The sequence below is a fragment of the Paraburkholderia gardini genome, from assembly GCF_907164575.1.
Lineage (GTDB): Bacteria > Pseudomonadota > Gammaproteobacteria > Burkholderiales > Burkholderiaceae > Paraburkholderia > Paraburkholderia gardini.
The window spans coordinates 54476-81228 of the sequence record NZ_CAJQYY010000027.1 but is presented as its reverse complement, the minus strand read 5'-3'; the positions used below and the strand labels follow the sequence as shown (position 1 = coordinate 81228).

22 protein-coding genes are annotated in these 26753 nt (G+C 63.8%); 8 read left to right on the top strand and 14 right to left on the bottom strand.

Going from position 1 to position 26753, the window contains the following annotated elements; all coding sequences use genetic code 11:
• Positions 1-9 precede the first annotated feature (9 nt).
• Together LPA34_RS21085 and LPA34_RS21080 are read right to left on the bottom strand one after the other, a co-directional pair.
• Positions 10-858, bottom strand: a complete 849-nt coding sequence (locus LPA34_RS21085) for a CheR family methyltransferase (protein ID WP_228981821.1) — start codon at positions 856-858, stop codon at positions 10-12.
• Between the two features lie 19 nt (positions 859-877).
• On the bottom strand, positions 878-4414 hold the full coding sequence (locus LPA34_RS21080) for a response regulator (RefSeq protein WP_228981819.1): 3537 nt from the start codon (positions 4412-4414) through the stop codon (positions 878-880).
• 599 nt (positions 4415-5013) lie between these two features.
• Between LPA34_RS21080 and LPA34_RS21075 the strand changes: the two genes are divergently transcribed.
• The 3 genes from LPA34_RS21075 to LPA34_RS21065 all read left to right on the top strand — a co-directional run bounded on the left by LPA34_RS21075 (position 5014) and on the right by LPA34_RS21065 (position 8555).
• The gene (locus LPA34_RS21075; protein ID WP_228981817.1) at positions 5014-5592 is read left to right on the top strand and encodes a DUF2459 domain-containing protein; all 579 of its coding nucleotides are present in this window, start codon (positions 5014-5016) and stop codon (positions 5590-5592) included.
• A 249-nt stretch (positions 5593-5841) separates the two neighbouring features.
• Positions 5842-6936: a CocE/NonD family hydrolase gene (locus LPA34_RS21070; RefSeq protein ID WP_228981814.1), complete on the top strand. Its 1095-nt coding sequence runs from the start codon at positions 5842-5844 to the stop codon at positions 6934-6936.
• 143 nt (positions 6937-7079) lie between these two features.
• On the top strand, positions 7080-8555 hold the full coding sequence (locus LPA34_RS21065) for a sensor domain-containing diguanylate cyclase (protein ID WP_228981812.1): 1476 nt from the start codon (positions 7080-7082) through the stop codon (positions 8553-8555).
• 40 nt (positions 8556-8595) lie between these two features.
• Here the strand turns inward: LPA34_RS21065 and LPA34_RS21060 are convergent, their stop codons facing one another.
• Entirely contained in the window at positions 8596-8931 is a 336-nt protein-coding gene (locus LPA34_RS21060; protein WP_228981810.1) for a VOC family protein, read from the bottom strand.
• 113 nt (positions 8932-9044) lie between these two features.
• Positions 9045-9962, bottom strand: coding sequence for an AraC family transcriptional regulator (locus tag LPA34_RS21055; protein WP_407672508.1), 918 nt, complete (start codon positions 9960-9962; stop codon positions 9045-9047).
• 306 nt (positions 9963-10268) lie between these two features.
• On the opposite strand from LPA34_RS21055, the gene LPA34_RS21050 reads away from it, so the two are divergent.
• Positions 10269-11321 carry an NAD(P)-dependent alcohol dehydrogenase gene (locus tag LPA34_RS21050; RefSeq protein ID WP_228981806.1) on the top strand — a complete coding sequence of 351 codons (1053 nt, stop codon included), beginning with the start codon at positions 10269-10271 and terminating at the stop codon, positions 11319-11321.
• 347 nt (positions 11322-11668) lie between these two features.
• Positions 11669-12634 (top strand): LysR family transcriptional regulator, encoded by a 966-nt coding sequence (locus tag LPA34_RS21045; RefSeq protein WP_228981804.1) that lies wholly within the window; start codon positions 11669-11671, stop codon positions 12632-12634.
• 149 nt (positions 12635-12783) lie between these two features.
• On the opposite strand, the gene zwf is transcribed toward LPA34_RS21045, so the two are convergent.
• The 5 genes from zwf to LPA34_RS21020 all read right to left on the bottom strand — a co-directional run bounded on the left by zwf (position 12784) and on the right by LPA34_RS21020 (position 18024).
• Positions 12784-14259: a glucose-6-phosphate dehydrogenase gene (gene zwf, locus LPA34_RS21040; protein WP_228981802.1), complete on the bottom strand. Its 1476-nt coding sequence runs from the start codon at positions 14257-14259 to the stop codon at positions 12784-12786.
• A gap of 208 nt (positions 14260-14467) precedes the next feature.
• Complete coding sequence (lhpI, locus tag LPA34_RS21035) at positions 14468-15391, bottom strand: bifunctional Delta(1)-pyrroline-2-carboxylate/Delta(1)-piperideine-2-carboxylate reductase (RefSeq protein WP_228981799.1); 924 nt, start codon at positions 15389-15391, stop codon at positions 14468-14470.
• A 38-nt stretch (positions 15392-15429) separates the two neighbouring features.
• Positions 15430-16437 (bottom strand): trans-3-hydroxy-L-proline dehydratase, encoded by a 1008-nt coding sequence (gene lhpH / locus LPA34_RS21030; protein WP_228981798.1) that lies wholly within the window; start codon positions 16435-16437, stop codon positions 15430-15432.
• Positions 16438-16543: 106 nt separating this feature from the next.
• A complete protein-coding gene (locus LPA34_RS21025; protein ID WP_228981797.1) occupies positions 16544-17623 on the bottom strand; it encodes a potassium channel family protein in 1080 nt (359 codons plus the stop codon).
• 146 nt (positions 17624-17769) lie between these two features.
• A complete protein-coding gene (locus LPA34_RS21020) occupies positions 17770-18024 on the bottom strand; it encodes a hypothetical protein (protein ID WP_228981795.1) in 255 nt (84 codons plus the stop codon).
• A gap of 182 nt (positions 18025-18206) precedes the next feature.
• Between LPA34_RS21020 and LPA34_RS21015 the strand changes: the two genes are divergently transcribed.
• Complete coding sequence (locus LPA34_RS21015; RefSeq protein WP_228981794.1) at positions 18207-18395, top strand: hypothetical protein; 189 nt, start codon at positions 18207-18209, stop codon at positions 18393-18395.
• Between the two features lie 14 nt (positions 18396-18409).
• On the opposite strand, the gene LPA34_RS21010 is transcribed toward LPA34_RS21015, so the two are convergent.
• The gene (locus LPA34_RS21010; protein WP_228981792.1) at positions 18410-19060 is read right to left on the bottom strand and encodes a C39 family peptidase; all 651 of its coding nucleotides are present in this window, start codon (positions 19058-19060) and stop codon (positions 18410-18412) included.
• A gap of 123 nt (positions 19061-19183) precedes the next feature.
• A complete protein-coding gene (locus LPA34_RS21005) occupies positions 19184-20524 on the bottom strand; it encodes an NAD(P)/FAD-dependent oxidoreductase (protein ID WP_228981790.1) in 1341 nt (446 codons plus the stop codon).
• 478 nt (positions 20525-21002) lie between these two features.
• Here LPA34_RS21005 and LPA34_RS21000 point away from each other — a divergent pair, with 478 nt between their 5' ends.
• Positions 21003-21857: a helix-turn-helix domain-containing protein gene (locus LPA34_RS21000; RefSeq protein WP_228981788.1), complete on the top strand. Its 855-nt coding sequence runs from the start codon at positions 21003-21005 to the stop codon at positions 21855-21857.
• Positions 21858-21900: 43 nt separating this feature from the next.
• On the opposite strand, the gene LPA34_RS20995 is transcribed toward LPA34_RS21000, so the two are convergent.
• From LPA34_RS20995 to LPA34_RS20985, 3 genes are read right to left on the bottom strand one after another with little or no spacing between them, the layout of a single operon-like run.
• Complete coding sequence (locus LPA34_RS20995) at positions 21901-23754, bottom strand: ATP-binding response regulator (RefSeq protein ID WP_411179023.1); 1854 nt, start codon at positions 23752-23754, stop codon at positions 21901-21903.
• On the bottom strand, positions 23724-24218 hold the full coding sequence (locus LPA34_RS20990; protein WP_228981786.1) for a putative pterin-binding protein: 495 nt from the start codon (positions 24216-24218) through the stop codon (positions 23724-23726). The genes LPA34_RS20995 and LPA34_RS20990 overlap by 31 nt, the downstream gene beginning before the upstream one ends.
• 43 nt (positions 24219-24261) lie before the next feature.
• Positions 24262-25947: an ATP-binding domain-containing protein gene (locus LPA34_RS20985; protein ID WP_228981785.1), complete on the bottom strand. Its 1686-nt coding sequence runs from the start codon at positions 25945-25947 to the stop codon at positions 24262-24264.
• A 140-nt stretch (positions 25948-26087) separates the two neighbouring features.
• On the opposite strand from LPA34_RS20985, the gene LPA34_RS20980 reads away from it, so the two are divergent.
• The gene (locus tag LPA34_RS20980) at positions 26088-26717 is read left to right on the top strand and encodes a glutathione S-transferase family protein (protein WP_228981783.1); all 630 of its coding nucleotides are present in this window, start codon (positions 26088-26090) and stop codon (positions 26715-26717) included.
• The last annotated feature ends 36 nt before the right edge of the window (positions 26718-26753 follow it).

Sequence of the window (26753 nt, the reverse complement as noted above, 5' to 3'; positions counted from 1 at the left end):
CGGCTATCCTTAACGTTTCTGATAGATGCGTTCACGCTCGCGAAACGCGTCGAACGCTTCATGCTGGTCCGAAAAACGCAGCGTCTCCTTGCTGCCGAGGCCCAGAAACCCGCGCCGCACGAGGGCCCGCTCGAACAGTCCCACCGCGCGGTTTTGCAGCACGCGGTCAAAATAGATCAACACGTTACGGCACGAAACCAGATGCGCTTCGAGAAAGACCTCGTCGGTCGCGAGGCTGTGATCCGCAAACACCACCCGGTCCCGCAGCGAACTGGCAAAACGCGCGCCGCCGTACGCCGCGTGGTAATAGTCGGACAGCGACGCCCGGCCGCCGGCAGCGAGGTAGTTCTGCGTGAAGCCGGCGATCCGGTCCAGCGCATAGATGCCGGCCTCGGCGCGCGCAAGCGCGTCAGGGTCGATATCCGTCGCGTAGAACAGCGTGCGCTCGGTGAGGCCTTCCTCGTCGAAGAGAATCTTGAGCGACCATAATTCCTCGCCGGTGCTGCAACCGGCCACCCAGACCTTGATTGAAGGATAGGTGCGCAAAAGTGGCAGCACATGTTCGCGTAGCGCCAGAAAATACGCCGGATCGCGGAACATGTCACTAACCTGCACCGTCAGGTATCTGAAGAGCCGCGAAAAGTCGGCGCTGTCGCGCATGATCCTGTCCTGCAACTGCGACAGCGTGGCAAGCCCGAATTCGTCGAGCGCGTGCAACATCCTGCGCCGCAGCGACGACATCGAATAATGCCGGAAATCGTGCTGGTACTTGAGGTACACCGCCTCGAGCAGCAGCTTGAGTTCGATATCGAAGTCGCTGATGCGCTCGGGGCGGACTGCGGAAATGGAATGGCTCATCGTCGTCGCTCCCGTGCGCCTACCGCTGCCTGAGCCAGACGCGGCATAGCGAAACGAGCTTGTCGACGTCGATCGGCTTCGAGATGTAATCGTCGGCACCGGCTTCGAGGCAGCGCAGCCGGTCGTTCGCCATTGCCTTGGCGGTCAGCGCGATGATGGGCAGATGCGCGAAGCGGATGTTGCGGCGGATTTCGGCCATTGCCGTCAGGCCGTCCATCTCCGGCATCATGATGTCCATCAGCACGAGATCCACCTCCGGGCCGCTCGCCAGCGCATCGAGCACCTCGCGTCCGTTGCGTGCGATCAGCAGCTTCGCGCCAAGCGGCTCGATCACATGCGAGAGCGCGAAGATATTGCGCACGTCGTCTTCGGCCAGCAGGATGGTCCGCCCTTCGAACGCGTTGTCGCGCTGCCGCACCGTGCGCAGCATGCGCTGCTGCTCCGGCGCGAGCGACGACTCGACGCTGTGCAGGAACAGCGTGACCTCGTCGAGCAGGCGCTCGGGCGATCTGGCGCCCTTGATGATGATCGATTTCGAATAGCGCCGCAGACGGTGCTCGTCTTCGCTCGACAGCGTGCGCCCCGTATACACGATGACCGGCAGCGCAAAATGCGAAGCGTTGGCGGCCAGCCGTTCGAGCAGGTCGTAGCCGGTGCCGTCCGGTAGCGCGAGATCGGTCACCACGCAGTCGAAAACGGTGTTCGACAGTTGCGCGAATGCATCCGCGAGGGTCCCCACCGTCACGATTTCCGTGTTCTCGCCTTGCAGCAGTGCGCGGATGCTCTCGCGCATCGGCGTGTCGTCCTCGATCACCAGCACGCGTTTCAGGCGCTGTTGCAGCCGTGCTTCGAGGCGCCGGATCGCCGCTTCCAGCGTGGTGCGCGCGGTCGGCTTGAGCGTGTAGCCGATCGCGCCCAGATGCAGCGCCTTGTCCGCATGATCGGTAGCGGAGACGATATGGATCGGAATATGGCGCGTGAGCGGATCGTTCTTCAGCCATTCGAGCACGGTCAGCCCCGAATGGTCCGGCAGGCCGACGTCGAGCAGCACCGCCGCCGGGTGCATCTCGCGCACCAGTTCGAGGCCGCTCGCGGCATCGGTGGCATGGACGAAATCGAAATCGAGTTCGTGCGTCAGGTCGCGCAGGATTTCGGCGAATGCAGGCTCGTCCTCGATCGCGAGAATCAGCCGGTTGCCGCGGGTGCGATGCTCGCGGTCGTCGTCGATCGGCTCGCCGTTTTCCTCCGCCAGCGTGCCGGACGGTTCCGGCCGCCGCGCGAGCTGAGTGGCGTCTGGCGCGACAGTATCCGGCTGCCGCACGGCGGCGCCCATGCTTGCGTCGGGGACAAGGGGGCCAATGGCGGGTGCCGTTCCCGCCGCGTTCGGCTCGTTCGCCCTGGCCAGCGCGGCCGTTGCGTCGAGCGGTAGCCAGAGCGTGAAGACGCTGCCCTTGCCCACCTCGCTCGCCACGCTGATCCTGCCGCCGAGGAGCAGCGCGAACTTGCGCGAAATGGACAGCCCAAGCCCGCTGCCGCCATATTGACGGCTGGTGGAACCGTCGGCCTGCTGAAAGGCCTCGAAAATCAGTTCGAGCTTGTCCGCCGCAATGCCGATGCCCGAATCGCGCACGTCGAGGCGCAGCATGCCGGCCTCGGCGGGCGACACGCCAAGCGACACCTCGCCGCGCCCGGTGAACTTCAACGCATTCGACAGCAGATTGCGCAGGATCTGCAGCACGCGCTGGCTGTCCGTCACGATCGTGTCCGGCACGCCGGGCACGCGCTCGAGGGTCAGACGCAACTGCTTTGCCGCAGCCATCGGCGCGAACATGTCCTCCAGCGCCTGCAGTGTGGCGTCGATCGAAACGGTTTCGGCCTCGACGCTGACCTGGCCCGCCTCGACCTTCGACAGATCGAGGATATCGTTGATCAATACCAGCAGATCGCTGTTGGACGCGTGAATCGTCTGCGCATAGCGCACCTGCTCCTCGGTCAGGTTGCCGCCACGATTCTGCTGCAGCAGCTTCGCGAGAATCAGCGAGCTGTTGAGCGGTGTGCGAAGTTCGTGCGACATGTTCGCGAGGAACTCGGATTTGTAGCGGCTCGACTGTTCAAGGTTCGCCGCGTTCGCCGCCAGTTCGTCCTGCACGCGCAGCAGATCCGCCTTCTGCTGCTCCAGCCGCTGCGCGTACTCCTCCAGTTGCACGTTGGTCTGTTCCAGCTCGGCCTGCTGCGTTTCGAGCCGCGTTTGCGATTCCACCAGCGCCCGGCCGCGCTCCTCGAGCCCTTCGTTGGAGACGCGCAATTCCTCCTGCTGGACCTGCAATTCCTCGTTTAACTGCTGCGTTTCGACGAGCGCGTCCTGCAAGCGCTCGCGATAGAGCGCCGCTTCGACGAAATCGCCCATGCTGCCGGCAACCAGTTGCAGGAATTCCTGATCGCGCGCGACGAGCGGCCGGATAAAGCCGAGTTCGACGACCCCGTTGACCACGCCATCGCTTTCGACAGGCATCAGGATCAGATTTCTGGGCGGGCTCATGCCAAGGCCCGACACCACTTTCACGTAGTCGTCGGGAACCTCGCGCAACACCACCGGCCGGCGCGTGACGACCGCCTGCCCGACGAGACTCTCGGCATCGTGAAAAGCACTTGTAGCCTGTTCGCTTTCCTGACTAAAGCCGTAGGTGGCGATGCGGCGCAGCGTGTTGTCGCGCCTGTCGCGCACATAGAGTGCCGCCACCGCGGCGTCCAGATATTGGGCAAGGAAGTCCAGCATGGCCCCGCCCACGAGCGCCGGCGTCGCCTGGCCGACGACTTTCTCGCCAAGCAGGCGCTGCCCCGAACGCAGCCAGACCTGTTGCTCCAGCACCTCGTTCTTTCCGGCCTGATCCTGCAGAATGCCGTCATAAGTGCCCGACAGGCCCAGCAACTCGCGCCGCCCCAGCCATGCGAGCAGGCCGCTCGCGATCAGACTGAACGCGAGGAAGGTTCCGACCATGATCGCCGTCACGCGCCGCGCCGCCTCCGTGCGTTCCTGGCGCAGGCGCAATTCAATGTCGAGGAAATCGCCGAACTCGCGGCGCGTCTCGTCGAATTCGATCTTGCCGCGGCCGCTCGCGACATCCTTCACGTAATCCAGATTGCGACGCCGCAGATCGATCATCTCCTGTGCGTATCCGTCCCAGCGCGCCTGGATGGCCTGAATCCGTTTGAGCCGGTCGACCTGCGTCGGATTGTCGGAGACGAGGCTCATCAACGATACGATCTCGGTGCGAAAGCGCGCATCGCCCACTTCATAGGGCGCGAGAAAACTCTCGTCGCCGGAGATCAGAAAACCGCGCAGGGACGATTCGCGATCCACCGCCAGCCGCAACATTTCATTGGCCTCGCCGATAACGCGTTCCGAATGCTCGGCCCAGCTCATGGTCGAGACCAGATAAGCGATGAGCGCGACGAACACCGCGGCGGTCAGAAGACCGATCGCTAGAGGTAGCGCGATATTTCGTCGAATGATGCGGCGGAAACTGTTCTGATCGACAGCGTCAAGGACGGTCATTTTTTCTGTATTCGACTGGTCAGTTTGCATGAACCGGCAATTTCGACTGCCGTGGATGCGTCTCCGTATCGCCGCGAGCGGCTGCGCAAGGTTCCCCGCACGCGGCCCGTCTGGCGAACGCCGTATCATACAATCACCTCGGGTCTGCATGTGCCACCTGTACCGCGTCAGGCAAGCCAGAACACCCAAGCTGCCACGCTCAACGCGGATTGCGACGGCGAACGAAACATTGCCGCAAACGGCGTGCCTGCTTCCCCTCTGCTCCAGACCATGTGTCGCGCCCTGGGCCCAGCGGGCGGAACGAGATTTGCTGCTTGCTGTGTCAAGAACAGGCTCATGTCATTTATCGCCGGGGATAAAACATGCGCGTGTCACACAGCAGTCAACCCGGGATCGACCGAGTGTCTGGCGACAAAGGCATCGGTGCGAAACGCGGCCTCCTCAGGAAACCCGGTGTGTCGCAGGATCGGCGCAGCGTCTGCTGGAGGAGACCCTTGCCTTGTTCAAGTCTGCTCAGGATCGGCCGGTCATGTGTGATCGCGTGGGTGGCGGCACTTGCCGCCTGCTCGACCGTTCCGCTGATGCCTGCGGCGGGCCCCGTGACCACGACCATCGTGGTGGCGAGGCGCGCGTGGCATACCGATGTCTGTGTGCGCAACGAGGATGCGGGCCCGTGGGTATCAGCCCTGGCACAAGGGTTCGAAGGCGCTCGCTTCCTGTGCTTCGGCTTCGGTGAACGGCAATATGTCGTCACGCGCGAGCACGGCGTGCTGACCGCGCTGTCCGCGCTGTTCCCGAGCGAGGCGGCCATTCTGATGACCGTCCTGCGCGACTCGCCAGGCGCTGCGTTCGGGTCCTCCAGCGTGATCACGCTCGGCGTGAGCGACGCCGGTCTGGCCGGGCTTCGGAGGTTCCTGCAGCGTTCGGTTCAAACCGACGCCGCGGGCGGTCCGGTCCAGCTCGCAGAGGGCCCGTATCCGGGAAGTGTCTTCTTCGCCGCCACGGGCACCTATGACGCCCTCCATACCTGCAACACCTGGACGTCGGACGCGCTACGATCGGCTGGTTTGCCGGTCCGCGGCGCCATATTGTTCGCCCGCGATGTGATGGACGATGCGCGGCAACTCACACCTGAATCAGCCGCGCCGCTCCCGACATGCCGTACTCTGCACCACTAGCAGGGCGAGGGATTGCACACAGTCGCGGGGCTCTGTTCCGGCACGACGACGGTGGTCCTGTTTGGCGGCGACGGATCGCTGCTGCTAAACGAAAGACAGCCGGACAGAAAAAGCGAGCCGAGGAGTAAGACTAGCCAGGAGCGTTTCATGGTGGTTTCCCCCTATGACGGTACGCGCAGCAGGCACTGCTCATATCGTCAAGTGGACGCAAAAAGGATTCCCGATTAATCAGACCAGCCGGTGAGCACAATGACGGTGAAAGGTTCGCGGCAAAGCGTTGGACCAATGACGCTGGCGTTTCGTCGTATAAGAAACGCGATTCGCCCTCGGGTCAAGGTGTACAAGATGCCCCCCGGCATTCACACGGACTGGAACGTTCCGGTGATCGTTCGTGACGGCACGACGCTACGCGTCAACGTTTTCCGCCCGGAAGGCGGCGCACCGGCGCCGGTGATCATCTCGGCCCATCCTTACGGCAAGGACGCAATCCCCGCGCGCACGCGAAGTGGCCGTGGCCTGAACCTGCAATACCGGCTGTTCCCGCAGCCGCATCCCATCGAGATCTCCGAGTGGACCAGCTGGGAGGCACCCGACCCCGGTGTGTGGGTGCCGCGAGGCTACGCGGTCGTCAACGTCGATTTACGCGGCGGCGGAACAGCCGAAGGCATCGGTGATTTATTCTCCGACCAGGAAGCCCTGGATTTCCACGACGTCATCGAATGGGCCGGAACTCAATCCTGGTCGTCCGGGCGAGTAGGACTTAACGGCGTGTCCTATCTCGCGATCAGCGAATACAAAGTGGCGGCGCTGCGCCCGCCGCATCTCGCGGCGATCTGCCCATGGGAAGGGTTTAGCGATCTGTACCGGGATTTCGCTCGCCCGGGCGGCGTTCGGGAGGACGGCTTCACGATCGTCTGGGACAAGGGGCTCAAGCGAGGCGGTGTGAGGACAAACACTGAATTTCGCAAGGAAATCGCCAGTCGTCCCGAACGCGATGAAGCGCTTTCGTCGCCGTCGCAGCCGGTACATCGCCATCGCATCAGCGAGCCGCTGCGTGCCGGCGAGATTGTTCCCGTCGATATCGCGTTGCAACCTCATGCCACCCGCTTCCTCAAAGGCGACGTGCTTCGCCTTGACATCAGGGGCACGTGGCATTTTCCCAAAGATCCCTTGCGCGGCCAGTTTCCTTCCGGCTACGAGGGCAGCGCAAAGGCCGTATGCGTGCTCCATACAGGCGGTCCATTCGATGCGTGGCTGCTCGCGGGAACAAGGCCGGTCAGCATGACGGCAGCGAAGAGCACAACCCCTCCGGAGCCGTCCGCCCAAGCCTGCGGATACGGCTAAACGCAGCCCTGCCCGGGGCCTCGATCAGGCCTCCGGCCAGACATCTGGCTGAATAGTCGCGGCCTCTGCTATTGACGATTCCAAACTCGTCTTAAAATAGTCGCACTTTCGACTACGGGCGCAACATGCCGGATAACCTCAGTATGCAAGGTGACTTGCGCGATCTCCCGCTCGCGAGCGACGACACCGAAATGTTCGAGCTGGCGCCGGTTTCGCTCTGGCTCGAGGACTTCAGCGATGTGCAGGCGCTGTTCGACGGCTGGAAGGCGGAAGGCATCACCGATCTGCGGGCGTATTTCGCGGAAGATATCGCACGCGTGGCGCAATGCTCGTCGTGCATACGGGTGATCAAGGTGAACCGGCGCACGCTGGCGCAATTCGAAGCGGCCGATCTGGGCGTACTGACCGACAATCTTGCCAGCGTGTTTCGCGACGACATGCTGAAAACCCACATCGAAGAGCTATGCCAGTTGTGGGACGGCCAAACCCACTTCGTGAGCAAGACGGTCAATTACACGCTGGGCGGCCGCCGGCTCGACGTGCTCGTGAAGGGCAACGTGTTGCCCGGCCACGAGGCGCGTCTCGACCGCGTGCTGGTGGCCGTCGAGGACATCACCGAACTGGAGGGTGCGCGCCGCCGCATCGCCGACGGCGAACTGTACGCGCGCGGCCTGTTCGAACATTCGCCGGTATCGCTGTGGGTCGAGGATTTCAGCGCGGTCAAGCGCCTGATCGATGGGGCGCGCGCGGCGGGCATCGTCGATTTCCGCGTGTTCACGGACGTGCATCCGGAGTTTGTCGAACGCTGCATGCAGGAAATTCACGTGATCGACGTGAACCAGCACACGCTCGAAATGTTCGCCGCACCCGACAAGAAAACGCTGCTGGCGCGTCTGCAGGATGTATTCCGCGACGACATGCGCCCGCATTTTCGCGATCAGCTGATCGATCTGTGGGAGAACAAGCTGTTCCAGCAACGCGAAGTGCTCAACTATTCGCTGGAAGGCAACGAGCTGCACGTACACCTGCAGTTTTCCGTATTGCCGGGTCACGAACACAAATGGGATCTGGTGCTCGTCGCGCTGACCGATATCACCGCGCGTAAAAAGGCCGAGGCGTACCTCGAGTTCCTCGGCAAGCACGATGTGCTGACGAAGCTGCGCAACCGCTCGTTCTACGTCGACGAACTGAACCGCCTCGAACGCAAGGGGCCGTTCCCGGTGACGGTCATCATGGCCGACCTCAACGGCCTGAAGCGCATCAACGACCAGCTCGGCCACGCAGCCGGCGACGCATTGCTGCGCCGTGCCGGCGAAGTGCTGGCGAAGGCACTTGAAACGCCGTTTCACGCGGCGAGGATTGGCGGCGACGAATTCGCGATCCTGCTGCCCGCCACCGATGAACGCGGCGGCGCGGCGATGATCGACACGATCCGGCAACTCGTCGACCTGAACAACCAGTTCTATCCCGGCTCGACCCTGAGCTTCTCGATGGGCACGGCGACGTGCCCGGAAGGCGAGCGGATCGAAGCGGCGGTGCAGCGCGCGGACCTGCTGATGTACGAGGAGAAACGCGCGCACTACGCGAACCAGAACGGCGGCACCAGCGCCACGATCTGAACGCTGGGCGACGCCGCTATTCAGCGGCGCGCGGGCGCCGTTACGTTTGCGGACCCGCCGGGCGGACTGCTTCACCGTAGGTGCTGACGATCCGGCGGTCCTGCTCCGCCGCGGAGAACAGCTCCCACTCGAGCCCGTTGACGTCCGTGCTCTTCGTGTAGCCGTCAAAGGCATCGTCTTCGAAGCCGACATGGCGTAACTGTCCGGCTTTTCCTGGCGTCTCGTTGATCGAGAAGTTGAGCAGGTCGGTGCGCCACATGGCGTAAAGGCCGGGCACGACGGTCGTCGGCGGCTGGCCGAGGCGCTCGCTGTAGTCGGCAATCGAAGCGTCGAGGCTCGCCACGGCGAGCGCGATGTGAAAACGTTTCCTGGTCATGGGGTCACTGTCTCCGGTCGGAAAGGCGTGATGCCATCGTATCGACGGTTTGCGACCGTAACCAGTTGTCGAATCATGCTGGTATCGGCATTACCCGTATTGCGAACGCGCGCTTACGCCGCCGTCACATGACGCAGTGCCGGCGTGGGCACGCGCGGCGGCGACACCTCGAACGTCGTGCGCAGGCGCCGTACTTCCTCGACAGGACTGCACCCGAACAGCCGCTTGAATTCGCGACTGAACTGCGACGCGCTTTCATACCCGACGCGCGCCGCCGCCGCGCCCGCATTCAGGTTGTCCTGCACCATCAGAAGACGCGCGTGATGCAGCCGCGTCGCCTTCACATACTGCATCGGCGATGTCGACGTGACCTGCTTGAACTGCGCATGGAACACCGCGAGGCTCATGCCGGCTTCGCGCGCGAGCATGTCGACGTCGAGATCGCCCTGGTAATCCACATGAATCAGCCGCAGCGCTTTCGCGATGCGGCCGAAGTGATGCTGATGCGTGAGCGCCGCGCGCAGCGCGTCGCCCTGCTCGCTTTTCAGCACGCGATAGAAAATCTCCCGCACGATCGACGCGCCCAGAATGCGCGCATCGAGCGGCGAGCCGAGCGCTTCGAGCAGACGCAGCACCGCGTCGCTTAACGGCTGGTCGAGCGCGGTCGAATAGATACCCTTCGGCTCGATACGCTGCGTGCCGCGCGTATCGTTCAACGCCATCAGCAACTCGGCGATGGTGGTGAGATCGACGCGAATCTTGATCGCAAGCATCGGTTCCTCCGCGCTCGCCTCGGTCTCGCTTTCGAACGGCAGCGGCACGGACAGCACGAGAAACTGCTGTGCGTCATAAACGAAAACTTCATCGCCGAGATAACCGCGCTTGCGTCCCTGGCAGACGATCACGACGCACGGTTCGTACATCACGGGCATGCGGGGAATCGACCGGTTTGAGCGCATGAAACTCACGCCTTCGAGGCACGAATGTGTGTAGCCTTCCGCGGGCGCGAGCGTGCGGAGCAACCCGACCATGCGCTTCTGCGCGGGGCTGATGAATCCGCCGCACGTGGCGGTTACCGGTTGAGTCGAGTTCATGGCGGTGCCTGTCCGGGTCAGTCTGCCGGGTTCGATGCCCGTCAGGAGAATAAGGCTCCAAATCTAGCACCAATCCACCGCCTATGTGTACGTCCAGGAGAATCAGGCAAACCTTCAAGACGATCAGGTCTATCCCCGAATGACGGCGAGCCCTACGATGGGAACCCTGCCGGCATGCCCGGCAAACCATCCGCACTCCCCCCCGACACCTGCTGTCGCGCTTACATTTTTCCTGGAGGTCTTGTGAACACGACTTATGCCTACGCCGCCCCCGACGCCGCATCGAAGCTCGCTCCGTTCGAACTTCAGCGCCGCGCGCCGCGCGATCACGACGTGCAGATGGACGTGCTGTTCTGCGGAGTGTGTCACTCCGACCTGCATACAGCGCGCAATGAATGGAAGAACACCGTGTATCCGGCCGTGCCGGGTCACGAGATTGTCGGTCGCGTGACGGCCGTCGGTCCGCAGGTGTCGAACTACAAGGTCGGCGATCTGGTGGGCGTCGGCTGTCTCGTCGATTCGTGCCGCACGTGTCCGAGTTGCAAGGAAGGTCTCGAACAGTATTGCGAAGCCGGCTTTGTCGGCACGTATAACGGCCAGGATCGCGAGACCGGAGAAAACACGTACGGCGGCTACTCGACGGCACTCGTCGTCGATGAAGCCTTTGTACTGCGCGTGCCGAAGAATCTCGATCCCGCTGGCGTCGCACCGCTGCTGTGCGCGGGCATCACCACGTATTCGCCGCTGCGTCAGTGGGGCGCGGGCCCGGGCAGGAAGGTCGGCATCGTGGGCCTCGGCGGGCTCGGTCACATGGGCGTGAAGCTTGCGCATGCGATGGGTGCTCACGTCGTGCTGTTCACCACGTCGACCTCGAAGATCGAAGACGCGAAGCGCCTCGGCGCCGATGAAGTCGTGATCTCCCGGAATCCGGACGAGATGGCCGCCCATGCGAACAGCTTCGATCTGATCGTCAACACGGTGGCCGCGCCGCACGACCTGAACCCGTTCATCAACCTGCTCAGGCGTGACGGCACGATGACGCTGGTCGGCGCACCGGAGCACGATCATCCGTCGCCGCAGGTGTTCAACCTGATCATGAAGCGCCGCCGTCTTGCGGGCTCGCTGATCGGCGGCATCGCGGAAACGCAGGAGATGCTCGACTTCTGCGGAGAGCACGGCATCACGTCCGACATCGAGATGATCCCGATGCAGAAGATCAACGATGCGTATGAGCGCATGCTGAAAAGCGATGTGAAATACCGCTTCGTGATCGACATCGATTCCATGCGCAAGTAAATGCGCAACTAAAGCGGCAGTCCTGCAGTTCGATGCAGGCCGCGCGGTTCGATCCGCGCGGCCTGCTGCTTCTGGCGGTTGACGGCTGGCGGTCATTCGTCGCCGGATGACACCGTTGTCTCTTTGCGTTCCGAACGCATGCGACGCATCCGCATCGCGTCTTCGTCTTTGGCACTTCAACGCTGTTTCTCCTGAATCCAGGAGAAACAGGCAAATCGTCCGGAGCCCCTGCCATTCCCTGAACGGCTGCTGGTCCGTACGATATAAACACTGCCCAGGCATCCGTATTGCGTCACACGGCTCGCCTTTGGCACGTCTCTAGTCCGTCCTTGACCAGGAGATTGCCCGTGATCGATCGTATTCAGGCGATGCGTACTTTTATTCGCATCGTAGATACCAACAGCTTTACCCGCGCGGCCCAGTCGCTCGATATGCCGCGCGCCACTGTCACCACGCTTGTCCAGAACCTCGAAGCGCTGCTCGGCACGCAACTGCTCGTGCGTACGACGCGGCGTCTCAGCCTGACCGTCGAAGGCGCCGCCTACTACGAGCGTTGCGCGCAGATTCTCGCCGACATCGACGAAATGGAAGCGAGCCTGCATCAGGCAACCGACAGGCTCAGCGGCCGCCTGCGCGTCGAAATGCCGGGCACCGTGGCGACGGCGCTCGTGCTGCCCGCGCTCGACGATTTTCATACGCGCTATCCGAACGTCGATCTCACCATTGGCGTGAGCAATCGCACGGTCGATCTCGTCGGCGAAGCGGTGGATTGCAGCATCCAGCTCGGCGAACTGCCGGACTCGGGTCTCGCCGCGCGCCGGCTCGGCATGCTCGAACACGTCACGTGCGCAAGCCCGGCATATCTCGAACGCTACGGCATGCCGGCGAGCCTCGACGATTTCGACCACCACGTCGCGGTCAATTGCATGTCGGCGCATAACGGCCGCGCGGTGGATTTCGATTTCGAGGTGGGCGGCAACGCGCTCAACGTGAAGGTCGACGGCTTCGTCAAGGTCACCGACGAGCTGGCGTATCTGACCTGCGGCCTGCGTGGGCTCGGCATGATCCAGCCCGCACGGATCGCCGCTCAGCCGTATCTCGATTCCGGCCAGTTGCGCGAGGTCCTGCCGCAATGGAAGCCTTCGTCGATGCCGGTTTCGGTCGCGTATGTGAAGAACCGTCAGGTGTCGCCACGCGTACGTGCATTCGTCGACTGGCTTGCCGATCTGTTCGAACGCACGGAGCACGCGAGCGAGGACATGTCGCGCGTGCGCCAGCTATTGCGCGGCGTGTATCCCGACGAAGTGAGGTAATGAAAGACAAGGTAGCCGCACGCATGGCGGCGCACCGCAAGTGCGAAACGCCATCGCTTTAGCGAAACGAAACGTGTCTGCATCGATCGCCGGACTGCCGCATGCGCGGGCGCGGGCAGTCCGGCGTTTTACCGCGAGCTTTACAGCGATTACGACTCTTCCGACCACGCGTTGTTCTCACGCGCCATCAACGCCGACGATGCCGCCGGCCCGAACGTTCCCGCCGTGTAGTTGCGCGGCTTGTCGCCCGAGCGCTTCCAGCCTTCGATGATCGGCTCGACCCACGACCATGCGGCTTCGAGTTCGTCGCGCCGCATGAAGTGCGTGAGGCGGCCACGGACCACGTCGATCAGCAGACGCTCGTACGCTTCCGCGCGACGCTCGGTGAACGCCTGTTCGAGATCGAGATTCAGGTTCACCGGCAGCATCTTGAGGCCGCTGCCCGGCTCTTTCGCGAGCATCTGCAACTGGATCGATTCGGCCGGCTGCAACTGGATCACGAGACGGTTGCCGTAGTTGCGCGGGCCGGGCGGAATGATCGCGAACGGCAGATCGGCAAACTCGATGACGATTTCCGACACTTTCTTCTGCATGCGCTTGCCGGTGCGCAGATAGAACGGCACGTTCGCCCAGCGCCAGTTGTTGATATGCGCGCGCAACGCGACGAAGGTTTCCGCGCGGCTGTCGGCCGGCACGTTGTCTTCCTGCAGATAGCCCTTCACCGGCTCGCCGCCGACCGCGCCCGCGGTGTACTGGCCGCGCACCGTATCGCGTGCGATGTCTTCATCGGTCATGCGGCGCAGCGAGCGCAGCACCTTCAGCTTCTCGTCGCGCACCGCATCGGGGTCGAGCGACACCGGCGGTTCCATCGCGACGATGCACAGCAGCTGCAGCAGATGGTTCTGCACCATGTCGCGCAGCGCGCCGGTTTCGTCGTAGAAGCCGGCGCGGCTGCCCACGCCGACGTTCTCCGCCACCGTGATCTGCACGCTCTTGATGTACGGCGCCTGCCACAGCGGCCCGAAAATCGCGTTACCGAAGCGCAGCACCATCAGGTTCTGCACCGTTTCCTTGCCGAGGTAATGATCGATGCGATAGATCTGCGTTTCCGCGAAGTGCTGACCCACCGAATTGTTGATCGCCTGTGCCGAAGCCAGATCGTGACCCAGCGGCTTTTCCAGCACGACACGCGAATGTTCGTCGACGAGGCCAACGGCGGCGAGGTTGTCGCAGATCGTCGTGAACAGCGCGGGTGCGGTGGCGAGATAGAACACGCGGCGTACGCCGGGGCGCGACGCTTCGGCGAGACGCGCGTAGTCGGCCGCTGAATCGACATCGATGCGCACGTATTCGAACAGCGACAGGAATTTGTCCCATGACGCCGGCTCGAGCGCCTTGGGCTCGACGAACGGCTTCGAATGCTCTTCCATGAACGCGAGATATTCGTCACGCGTCCAGTTTTTACGGCCAATCGCCAGAATGCGCGTGTTCGCGGGCAGATTGCAGTGCTGGTGCGCCATGTACAGCGCAGGCAGCAGCTTGCGGGCCGACAGGTCGCCGCCGCCGCCGAAGATGATCATGTCGAGCGGCAAATCGGGCGGGGCCTGGGTAGTCTGGGTCGTCATAGCGCATACACCGGTAAGAATGTCGGTCAGAAGCGGAAAAAAGCACGGCGCGCCGGGCGTTTTTTCGCGAACGCCTATGGTGCAACGTTTTGAGATTGTTTGCACGCGCGGTGCGCCCGGCCGTGGTCCCTGATCCACGGTCCGGCACGCGTTGCCGCGATTCCCGCAAGCGCAAACGGGATCGCGGACGCAGGGCGTGAAAGATTTGTCAGCCGTCGCCTAATGCGGCCCGCGCGACGCGGCACGCGGCCAGATCCCACGCCGCGCAGCCCACCGTCTTGAACACCACGGGCGTGCCGCGCGCGAGCAGAGAAGTTTTAGCGGCCAGCACGGATGCGATCGGCGTCACCGCGTTCCAGTCGACACCGGCCTGGATGTAATCGCCGGCTTCATGCTTCGCGCCCGCGAGGTCGTCGACGAAAAGCGCGCTGCCCAGCACCGTACGTGCGCCGATTTCCACCGCATCCGGTGTGAACACGCCGACGCCGATCACGAGCCGGTCCGCGCGCGGCGCTTCGTCGTAGACCGCCGTCTTGCTGGTGGTCAGCGTGATCACGAGGTCGACGGAGTCCGGCACGCGCGTGTCCTGCTGCGGCTCCGCGCGCGGCGCCGCGGCGCGGTGGGCGTCGCAGAACGCCTGCGTGCGCGCCGCGGAACTGCCGCGCACGCGGATAAGCGCATCCGGAAACAGCTCGGCGAGCGCTTCCAGATGATTCGCCGACTGCGTGCCCGCGCCGATCAGAAGCACGTCGCGCGGCGCGGCGGCCAGAAACGTCTGGATGCCGAGCATCGTCATCGCGGCGGTGCGGCGGCCGGTGACCGTCGGGCCGTCGAGAATAAAGCGTGTCTCGCCCGTATCGGCGTCGCTTGCCATCACCTGGCCGTGAATGGTCGGCAACGCGCGCGCGCGGTTCGTCGGGCACACGTTCACGAGTTTGTGAATCGCGAGGTCGGGCGCGGTGGCCGGCATCGACAGCATCACGCCCCCCGCGTTCAACGGCACGACAAGCCGTTCAGGGCTCGCGATGCGGCCCTGCGCATAATCCGCTGCGGCGAGCTTCAGCGCATCGACCAGCGACGCGTACGGCGTAAGCCGCGTGGTCTGCGCGGCATCGAAAATGCGGGTTGTCATACTCGTGGGGTCCTTTGCGTCGAAGCATGCGGCGCGCGTCAGCGCACCAGGAAGCCGTACGTCAGCGGGTCACGTTCGTCGATGATCCAGTTCGCGAAGCCGCAGATATAGGCGTCGCCGGCAATCTCCGGAATCACGGCGTCGAAGCGGTCGAGTTTCGTTTCGGACAGCACACGCCCGCGAAAGATCGTGCCGATCACCGATTCGTTGACGAGCGTTTCGTCGCGGCCCAGCTGCCCGCGCAGATACAGTTGCGCGACGCGCCCGCCCGTGCCGGAGCCGGTCGGCGAACGATCCACTTCGCGATCCGCGAACACGCAGCAGTTCGCCTGCGTCGAGCCGGCGAAACGCGGTTCGTTGTCGATGATCGTGCCGTAGATGTGATTGATCTCGGGGATATGCGGATGCTCGACCTTGAACGCCTCGTTCGCCGCGCGCTTCACTTCCGCGCCGAACTGGATCAGCCGCTCGACCCCGGCCTCGCGCACCGCCAGCCCGAACGGCTTGCCGGACGTATAGAAATAAAATGCACCGCCGAACGCGATATCGCCCGTGACCGCGCCGAACGACGGCGTGTTCACCGTCACGTCGCGTTGCCAGATGAACGAGGGCACATTGACAAAGCGCACACCGCCCGCATGATCGCCGTCCCATTCGACGAACGCTTCGATAAAGCCGCACGGCGCGTCGATGCCGACGCGCGTCTCCGGCTCCGTGCGCTCGACCCAGCCCAGCGAAACGGCAGCTGTCGCGAGTGCGATCACGCCGTGGCCGCAATGATCGCTATAGCCTTCGTTATGAACGAAGATGATGCCGAAGTCGGCGCCTTCGCTCACCGGCCCGGTCAGATAACCGCCGTACATGTCGGCGTGGCCGCGCGGCTCGAACATCAGTGCGCGGCGCAGCGGTTCGCCATGTTCCTTCAGCCACGCACGGCGCTCGACGATCGTCTTGCCGGGAATCTTCGGCAGTCCACTCGTGACGATCCGGAACGGCTCACCGCCGGTATGAACTTCAACGGTGCTGATCACACGATTCAACTTCATGATGCAACGGCACTCCTTTTTGCAATCAACGTCTGTTCAACTGCCATCCTGCTCTCCTCCATGCTGTTTTTTCAATGTACTGAATCTTCCGCCTGAACCTGCGGCTTTAGCTCTGCGCGCGGGTCGACTGAATCAGGAACAGCAGATCCCCTATCTCGATCGGACACGGCGGATCCTCATAAAACGACCGTACGTGCCCATCGCGCGCGAGGCCGATTACCAGCGCGCCGGGCACCGCGTTGCTCTGGCATCCCACTTCGTGCGGCCGCGCGAACCGTTCCACCAGATTCACCCGCCCTCGCGACGACAGCAGGTCGTTCACGAACGGCACGATGTAATTGCTGCTGACGGCGTCGGCCATCAACAGGCCGCCGATCTTTGTCGATGAAATGATGACGTCGGCGCCGGCCTGACGCAATTGCCGCTGAAACGTCTGCTCCTGGATGCGCACGACGATCTTCGTTTCCGGCGCCACGCCGCGCACGGTCAGCGTCAGCAGGATCGCCGTAGCGTCCTCCTGCACCGCGACGATCACGGCTTTCGCGAGACGCGCATGCACCTGCTGCAGCAGATCCTCGCGCGACGGATCGCCGAGCAGTCCCGCCACGCCGAGCGCGGTCGCGGCTTCAAGCGCCTGCTGCTGCGGATCGATCACCACGATCGAATCCGGATCGACGCCGCTTTCGAGCAGCTCGCGTACCGCCACCGACCCGCTCAGGCCAAACCCGCACACCACGATGTGATCGCGCAACTGTCTTTGCAGGCGTTTCATGCGGTATTCCTCGATGACGCGTTGAATGACGAACTGGTACGCGGTGCCCAGAAAGATAAACCAGATGACGATGCGGATCGGCACGATAAAGAACGCGTCGATCAGCCGCGCGCGAGCGGTCACGGGCACGATGTCGCCATAGCCGACGGTCGCGACGGTGACCATCGTGAAGTACATCAGATCGACGATGCCGAGCACTTCCTTGGTCGCATCGCGCAGGCCGCCGCGATCGAGATACAGCACGACGAACGCGAGCACGCAGAGTGCCGCGACAAGGTAAAGCCGCCGCACGAGCACGCGTTGCGGCGAGGCGGCCGGACGTGTGAAGAGCGTGCGGGCGCGCGGCGGCTGCCACGCGAGACGGGCGCGCCGCGACAGACGGAAGCGGGATGGGTTGCGTCGCTCTTCGGGCATGCGGCGCTCCAGAACCAGGGACACTGATTCTACGACGACTGCCGGCTCAAACGGTGAACCCGGGGCCCGATCGCTGCCGGGGATCACTCTCCGCTGACTTGCCGGCGAAGCATCAACCGCCAGGGGAACAGGATTAAACGTGAGCGTTATTGATCGCTTGTGTCCTGCTTTTTGTCTTCGCTGAACATCGCCCTGCACCCGGGGCTCAATTCGGACATGTGCTGCTTCATGCAGGCGATGATCTTCTGCCGGTTGGGGATTTCCGCCTTGCAGAAATGAATGGCGTCGCCGCGACAGGCTTTGTCCTGATGGTCGCTCGACGCAGCGGCGGCCCGGTTCACGGTGCATAGCGTAACCAGCACGAATACGCCAGGACTCAGCAGGATGGAATGTCGATTCATGTTCTCGTCTCCTGATTCCTGATTCCTGATTCCTGATTGCCGGTCACGGTTCACGTCGGGCGTGCTGTTGCCGGAGCAGCAGGATCCAGACCCGATCCGGCCACGCACGCGACGGCCAGCGTCGCGCGCATGGACGACGTATAATGGTTAACCCCTACTCGTTAACCATTAATTACCCGATCATGTCGACCCAGTCCGTTTCCTCCCGTTCCACGCCTGCTGCCCGCCCTGCCGCTTCGTCGTTCAAGGCGGCGTTTGTGAGTTTCGCGCAGGACATGTGGCATTCGTATATGCGTCACAGCCAGTATCAGGTGCTGCTTTCGTCCGGCAACCCGCATCGCGTACCGCGGGAAATCGCCCGCCAGCGTTGAGCGGCGTTGCCGGTTCAGTCTCCGGCCCGGGCCGGGCGCCTGAGCGTCAGGCCACGCCCGGCGTAGAACCGGTTCACCGTATCGAACGGCAGCCAGACGTCCGCCTGAAACGGCGCCACGCCCGACGGATTGTGAAACCACACCCCACGCTCGTCCCGTCCGTGCAGGAGGATCAGATGCCCTCCGCGCGTTTCGTTATGCCGGTCCGGGTAGCGAATTTCCGGGCTGACGGAGACGATCGCCAGCGTGTCGGCATCGATGCGCGTGGCGATCTCCTCGATGCCAATCCGCGGCAGCACATCGACGTGCAGCCCGAAAGCCTGCGCGGTCCACTGCGCAAACGGACGATATATCAGGCCATCGACGCCGCCATCGTCGCGCATCCGGTACACGCCGTGACGCAATGCCTCGTCCAGCAATGCCGCCCGGCATGGGTGCCCAATTCCCCAGAAGTCCAGCGCCGATTCGAGGCAGGTCAGCCCGCATAACCGCTTCGCCCAGAACCGGTAGCGCTCCGGCTCGGTAAAGCCGCCGCGGCGCCAGGCGGGGTCGTCGCAGGGATCGGCGGCGTCCTCGACGATCGCGCGCACCCACGCCGGATCGCCCCATTGCGTGTAATACGGCACACCAGAATGGCGTAATGCCGTTAGCGGCTTTTCATTCATTCGCATGATTCCCGTATTCAGTAGCGGATTTACCCGATATTAGCCGTCGCCACGCATCCTTGATGATGCCGCCCGGAATCACAGACAGGCGGGCGTGAAGCAACAGGCGGCGCGCGCAGCGCTTCAAAGCATGCTGCGCGGACGTTTCATCGTCGCGTCGAAGAACCGCCGCAGGCGGAATTCCGCGAGATCGAGCGACGGCCTGCCTTCGTCGATCCACTCCGCCAGCAATTTGCCGGCAATCGGCCCCATCGCGAAACCGTGGCCGCAGAAGCCCGTTGCGATCATCAGTCCGCTTACTTCCGAAGGCGCATCGATGACGGGAATGCCGTCTGGCAGCACGTCGATGAGACCGGCCCATGCCTCGGTGATCTGTGCGTCTTTCAAGGCGGGAAACAGCGCCTTGAGCTTGCGCAGCGCACGCGGCGCATGACTGCGCTCGGGCTGCGGCTGCGGATCGCGCGGATGCAGCATGCGTTCGGCGTCCGGCACGCCGCCGGGCAAACGCTCGCGCAGATCGCGGAACATCGCGCCGTTCAGATGAAAGCTGAATTTTTCGCGCTGCTTCCACAGTTCCGGCAAAAACCACTTCAACGCCCGCAGATGGCCGAACGTCATGTCGACGTCGACCTGCATGTCGTCGGCGAGATTGATCATGCCGTTCGCCCGCTGACGAATGCCGAGACCATGTCCCCAGAACGTCGACGCCGTCACCTGCGGCAGCGCGTTCGTGCGCATGCAGGTGCCGCGCACCGCCTGCTGCGGCAGTTCCAGACCGAGCGTTTTCAGGAGCCGCCAGCTGCTCGCGCCTGCCGCGCAGATCAGCCGCGACGTGCGGATCGTGCCGCGTTCGGTCCCGACACCCGTGATCGCGCCCGCCGCCCGTTCGATCGCCACCACGCCGCAACCTTCAAAAAAACGCGCGCCGTCTTCGATCGCGCGCGCGGCGAACGCCGCCGCGACGCGTCGCGGTTCAGCCTGGCCATCAGTCGGCGTGTAGAGGCCGCCCAGCACTGCGCCCTGCATGCCGTGTACGTGCTCGTCGATCTGCGCGCGGTTCAGCACACGCGTATCGAGCCCGTACTGGCGCGCGACGTCGGTCCATTGCTGGAACGACGCCCAGTCGCTCTCATCGCTGGCGACGTACATGCATCCGCCCTGCCGCCATTCGAGGTCGAAATCGAGTTCACGTTCGAGCTGTTCCCATAGACGCATGCCAGCCATCATCAGCGGAACTTCGGCGGCTTCACGCCCCTGCTGGCGCACGAATCCCCACGCACGCGACGACTGCTGGCCGGCGATACGGGATTTGTCGAGCACCATCGCCTTCAGGCCGCGCCGCGCAAGGTAATACGCCGCCGCGCAGCCCATGATGCCGGCGCCGGCAATCACGACATCGGCTTCGGCGGGAAAGGGTTCATCGGCGCGGGTCAGCCCCGCGTGCAGCGGATAGGTCGTCGTCATCGTATGGATCGGGGAAAAAAGGGCATGCGGCGGCATCTTCGCAGGCGCGCCGCCCGGCGGCAACCCTGAACGCGTACCGGCATGGCCTGCGCGACTCGCCTGGTTCTTCCAGTGCAAGCGAGCCGCCGGCGCATCCCGGCGACCACGAAAAGTGCCGCCTGACACATTACATTTATGCGGCTTAGATACTTTCATCGGTAAAATAGCGCCCTTGACCGGACCGGTGGCAAGGTTCGGCAAGGGCGTGCGAATTACCGGAACGCCTCGTTTTACGCGGTGTCCGAGGATAGCGGATACCCTCAGGCCGGCCGCGCGTGACGGTCGAGGCGCACCCAGGCAGTCAGGTGGGCGAACCTGACAGTCCCCGGCCACGCCGTACGTCCACGCGGTATCCGCACCGTAATCCCGCCGGACTGTCTGGCGCCTGTAGCGTTCATCTCCAGTTACGACAACTCACATCGACGGACACGCACGCAGTATGGCCAACGAAGCAACCTCTCCCGACTCGATCGCCGTCGCCGAACGCGTGCGCGAGCTGATGAGCCGGCACGGCATTGGCAAGCGCCAGCAGACAACCGAACTGTGTCGCATCCTCGATCTGAGTTTTTCGCAGGGGCACCGCAAGCTGCGCGGCAACAGCCCATGGACGCTCTCGCAGATCAAGAAAGTCGCCGAGGCCTTCGGCGAGCCGGCCGCGCAGCTGTTCGGCGCGCAGTCGCTCGATCCGGGCATGGTCGGCGCGATCGCCCGGGAAGCGGTGTTCTCGATCGGCGCGATCGATCTCGCGTGTACCGCGTGGGTCGGCGCCGCGCTCGAACCGGGCAGCCGCCCGGAGTTCATCGCGTTTTCGAAGCTCGGACAATGGCGCGTCATGCGGCACGACGGTGCGCTCTATCAGAACGCCTTCGAGGTCCACAAGATCGAGATCTACCCGCGGCGCGCGGAAACGGACAAACCGCTGATCGCGGTCGTCGACGACGATCAGGCTTCCGCCGACAACCTGCGCGACTATCTGGAGCACAGCGGCTTCTGCGCGGCGGCGTTTTACGGCCTGAGCGCGTTCGCGGAAGCATTGCAGACCCAGGTGTTCGACGGTGTCGTGATCGACTGGCTGTTCGGCACGCAGACGTCCGCTGCGGCGATCCGCGCGGTGCGTGCGTCGGAAAACCCGGATGCGCCGATCTTCGTGCTGACGGGCGAACTGCTGACGGGCAAGGCCAGCGAATCGGAAATCAGCGACGTGATCCGCAACTTCGACGTGGCCTGTTACGAAAAGCCGGCGCGCATGGCGATTCTCGTCGCCGATCTGTCGAAACGCCTGAACCGCATCTAGGCCGGCAGGCACGGTGCATGGCCCGTGCGCGTCACGCCGTGCTTCACACCGTGTGACGCATCGCCAGCGCGCGCTGCACCGCGGCGCGCAACTCCTCGAAGTGCACGGGCTTCGACAGGCAGTCGAAGAACGGCCCGCGCGCATCGGCGGGCGGCACGTCGGCGCTGACCGCGATCACCGGTGCGTGACCCGCGGGCACATCGCGCGCGGCGAACGCTTCGACGAACGCATATCCATCCTTGCCCGGCATCGACAGATCGAGCAGGATCACGTCGCAGCGGTGCGTGTCGAGCCAGATCAGCGCGGTGTCGACGGTCGCGCGGGAGGCCGCTTCGCACTGCATGTGCACGACCATTTCGCTCAGCGAATCGCGCACGAACGGGTTGTCGTCGACGATCAGCACGCAGGCCGGCGCGCCGCTGGCGGGTGCGCTGACTTCGGTATTGGCCGCAGCGGCGGGCCCAACGGAAACGACCGGAATCGCCACGCGAAACGTCGTGCCCTCACCGACGCGGCTCTCGACCTGAATGTTGCCGCCAAACAGGTCGACGAGCCCCTTCACGATCGACAGCCCCATGCCCGCGCCTTCGAAACGTCGCGCGCGCGAAGCATCGAGCTGCGTGAATTCCCTGAAGATCCGCGGAATCTGGTCAGCGGGCACACCAGGCCCGGTATCGCTGACGAAGATCGACAGCAGTGTCGGCCCCTGCACGAGCTGCAGGCGCACACCGCCCGTCTCCGTATAGCGGATCGCGTTGGCCACGAGGTTGTTCACGATCTGCCGGATGCGATGCGGGTCCGACTCGACGAGCCCGATATGGCCGCCCGCATCGCTTTCGAGCGTGAGACCTTTCGCGCTCGCCGCGGGGGCGTTCTGGTCGGCGATCGAACTGATCAGCTCGCGCGGATCGAACTGCTCGTGCCGCAATTCGAGCTTGCCCGCGCCGAGGCGCGCGTAGTCGGTCAGATCCTTCATCTGCGCTTCGAGTTGGCGCGCGGCGGTTTCGAGCCGGCGGATCACCTTGCGATCGGCCTCCGAATGAAAATTGAAACCGAGCAGCTCGATCGACGACACGATCGCATGCAGCGGCGTGCGCAACTCATGGCTGATCATGCCGAGAAACGTGTCTTTCGCGAGACTCGATTCGCGTGCGGCGCGACTCGCCTGATGTTCCGCGGCCAGCGCGGCGTGCTGCTGACGGATCAGCCGCGTGCGACGATAACCGTTCAGCACGAGCAGCACTGTCGCCGCCGCCGAAAGCAGCAGTAGCACCATCCCCGTGGCAAACAGCAGGCGCCGTTTGGCGAGGAAATCGTGATTCATCGCCTCGCGGTCGTAGACGTCCGCGTCACGGCGACTGAGCGCAAGATCGTTGACCTCCTCCCAGTGCGCGCGCAGGGTGCTCACGATCGGGTCGGCGCGGCCCGGATCATGTTCCAGCGCCTCGATATCCGGATCGAGCAGATCGAGCAGCGCCGTGATTTGCTGGATCTCGTTCTTCTGGCGCGCGGCGAGCGCGGGCCGCGACGCGAGCATGCGCGTGGAGCCGGCCATCACGTGCAGCTTCGACTGCAGCACCTGATAGCTCAGCTGGAGTGCCGCGTAATCGGGGTCCGCGCCGCGCTGGTAAAGCAGCAGTTGTGTCTGGAAGCGCGAATACGCGATCTGCAGTTGCGCGGCGTCCCAGTAGAAACCGTCATACGTGCCGGTTGTCTGAAGCGTGATGCGCGGATCGAGCAGGTTGACACCGAGAAAATAGCCGACCGCCGCGATCGGCGGCGCGAGCGCGGTCAGCCAGATCAAGACGAACAGGAAATGGCGCAACGAACGCCCGGGCACGGACAGGTCATCCGGCGGCGGCGTTTTCATTTGACGACGATCGACTTGATCTGCCATGCGAATTTCGCGTCGCCGCCCGCGCCTTCGAGCTCTGCCGGAAACGCATCGCGCGGATAGATGAGGAACAGCGGACCGAAATCGCTGACCTTCAGACGTTTGCCGTTCATGCTGTACGCGACGATCACGCCATATCTGGCTGCGTCCGCCACGGGAACCGTGCAGATGTAATCATCCAGCGTGTGGATTTCCAGCATCGTGCCGTGCGCGCCGACCGTCGCGAGAACGTCCGACAGCGACGGGCCGGTGAACGTGGATTTCGGCGTCCATGCGGTGGAAGTCGTGATGGAGCGCGCCGGCAGCGCCAGCAGTTGTGCTTCCGAGAAATGAAAGACGGTGTGCGCGGCATCGTTCGTCTGTGTAATCGCGCCCTTGACGTCGAGCGTCAACGGCGCGGCCCATGCGGTGTCCGCAACGACAGCCAGTGCAAGGAAGGCCCACAACAGGGCTTTCGGGTAACGCATGTTCAACGGTCCTTTTGTCTTTTTATGGTTCCAGCCGTATACGTCAACGTTCGTCGGCCGTCAACGCCCAGTCGGCCTGCGACGCACGCAGATGCCGCGCCGCGCGCCCTGTCGCGACGACCATCAGCTTCATCGTCGCGCGCGTCGCGCCGACGAACAGCTTGCGCGCGATGCGTTCGTCGAACTGCTCGAAATCGACTTCGGTGAGAATCACGCACGGCGCGGATTGTCCCTTGAAACGATAGATCGACTCCAGCAGCACGTCGCCCTCGCGATACTCCGGATTGCCGAACAGGTCGTATCGGCCCGTGAAACTGCGCAGACGGTGCGGGCCGAGCTGATCGAGCGACGTCATCGCCGAGCCTTCACGCCCGCGAAACGACAGCACCGCGATGTCCTGCCTGCGAAAGCCGAGCCCGAGCGCATGCGTGATCGCGCGTTTGGTCGCGTCGATGCTGCCTTCGGTTGCGTTGGCTTCGTCGTAGGTGGAAAACGAAATGTCCGAGCCGTCGAATGGACTGCCCGCCGTCAGTCCAGCCGCGAGCGGCGTCGTCGCACCGACGAGTTCGCGCACGTAATCGAGGATATCGCGCGGGCTGCGGTAGTTCGTGGTTTCCGTCAGCGTCGTCCAGCCGGGCAACTCGACAGACGCGCGCATATACAGGTTTTGCAGCGGATCCTCGAGCCACCACCAGGCGGCACCCGGGCGCAACAGACGTTCGAGCGCCGCGACCCACGGCTGCTGGAAATCCTGCCCTTCATCGACGATCAGCACGTCGAACTGCCAGCGCGCGTCGACCGGCGATTGCGCGAACGTGGCTTCGAGCTGTTCGAACACGTTCGGCGCATCGAAGTCCGGCGCGCGGCCCGCGTCGCGCGCGATCCAGTCGCAGAGCTGATGGTAGTTCGCAACTTTCGCCCCGGGCGGTGCCACGCGCGCGATGTGATCCGCGAGCGGCCGGTTGAAGCACACATACAACGTGCGTCTGCCTTCGGCGATCGCGTCTTTCATCACCTGCACCGCGAGCTGCGTCTTGCCGGAACCCGCCGTGCCCGTCACGCGTAGACGGAACGGCGTGAATTCGAGCCGCCGGGCCCACGTCGCGAGTCCGCCCGCGAGACGCGTGACAAGCGTGCCCGCCTGGCCGACGAGCGCGCTCGCGTCGGGCGTCAGCGCTAGTTCGTCGGCGAGAAAGTGGTGGATCTTCGCCGCGCACGCGAGACGCGGCTCATCCGCGGGAAGCGCCTCGCGGATGATCGCGGCAAGGCGCTCCTTGCGCGTTGCGTCGACGATGCGGGCCGGGTTCACGCCGGCAATCGCGGCGTCCTTCACGACGTGGTCGGGGCAATACAGCAGTTCCTCGATGAAAAACGAGTTCGCGCCGAGCGCCGCGGTGAAACGGCGGTGCATGCCTTCGACGGTGCGCGCCAGCGCGATCGCGACGTTGCGCTCGGTCTGCATGTGAACTTTCACGAGTCCCTTGGGCGTCTCGCGCAGAAAGCCGGTTTTCTGCTCGACGATCATCACGCGGCCCGACGGGCTGACGATCACGAAATCCGCTTCGCCGAACACCGAAAAGCCCTGGTTCAGACGCGTCCAGTGCACGCCGTGATACACGGTGTAATCGTCGGACAAAGCATGTTCGAGCAACGCGAGCGTTTCGCGCTCGCGCGAGGCGGCGCCGGTGGCGGCGAGATTTTTCCAGTTGTCGGGGACTATGCGGGCCATGCGATGCCTCGTCACTTTGAAGTGGGTATATTGTACGCAGCGATGTGGCTGTGGCCGGTAAAAACCGCCTTCATCGTGTATCGTTCAGGGTTCGACGCCGCGGCCATGCGCGGCGCTTTGCTTTTCAGGAGAACCGCCGAATGATCACGATCTGGGGACGCGCCAATTCCGTGAACGTCCAGAAAGTCCTGTGGTGTTGCGATGAGCTGTCGCTGCCCTACGAGCGCATCGATGCCGGCATGCAGTTCGGCCGCAACGACGCGCCGGACTATCTGTCGATGAATCCGACCGGCAAGGTCCCGACGCTCGTCGATGGCGATTACGTGCTGTGGGAGTCGAACTCGATCCTGCGCTATCTGGTGATGCAGTACGGACCGCCGTCGGGCTTTCTCTATCCCGCCGACCCGAAAATCCGCGCGCGCATCGACCGCTGGCTCGACTGGGCGCTGAGCACCCTGCAGCCGGCGGAGCGCCCGGTGTTCTGGTCGATCGTGCGCACGCCGGCCGCCGCACGCGACCTCGCCGCGCTCGAACGGGATGTGCAGGCCGTCGGCGTACTGTGGAAGCAGCTCGACACGCACCTGGTGGGCCGCTTCTTCCTGGAAACCGACAACTTCACGCTCGCCGATATCGTGCTCGGCGCGTATGCGAAACGCTGGTTCGGTCTGGAAGGCGTCGAACGCGGCTCGATGCCGAATCTGGAGCGCTGGTATGCGCGGCTCGAAAACCGTCCCGGATTCCGGAAGTACGTCGATCTGCCGCTGACATGACTGGCCGGGGCGGCCCGCCCCGGCTGCCTGACCGAT